The organism is Ramlibacter sp. bp-362 (assembly GCF_054956735.1).
Genome location: NZ_JBUDXE010000082.1, coordinates 1 through 240 on the forward strand (window position 1 = coordinate 1; position 240 = coordinate 240).

A 240-nucleotide genomic window follows, 5' to 3' on the forward strand; every position below is an offset into this window, starting at 1 on the left:
CTTTGATTCTATTTATTCTTTGCACTTTTCCTGGGGCTTTGTTGCCCAAGGCAGGTATTGATCCAAGGTTTCGGTATCTTTGAAGTTTGCTGTATTCGGCAGCTTTTCAAAAAGGTATTTCAGATACCGTTCGGGGTCCAAGCCGTTGGCTTTGGCTGTTTCAATCAGGCTGTAGACGATGGCACTGGCTTTGGCTCCTTTGGGGCTGTTACTGAAAAGCCAGTTTTTCCGCCCAACGGT

At 46.7% G+C, this 240-nt stretch carries 1 protein-coding gene; it reads right to left on the reverse strand.

Annotated features, from left to right (window positions below):
* Positions 1-12 precede the first annotated feature (12 nt).
* Positions 13-240: transposase domain-containing protein (locus ACY0MJ_RS22500; protein WP_462640786.1), on the reverse strand; the 228-nt coding region annotated here is incomplete at its 5' end.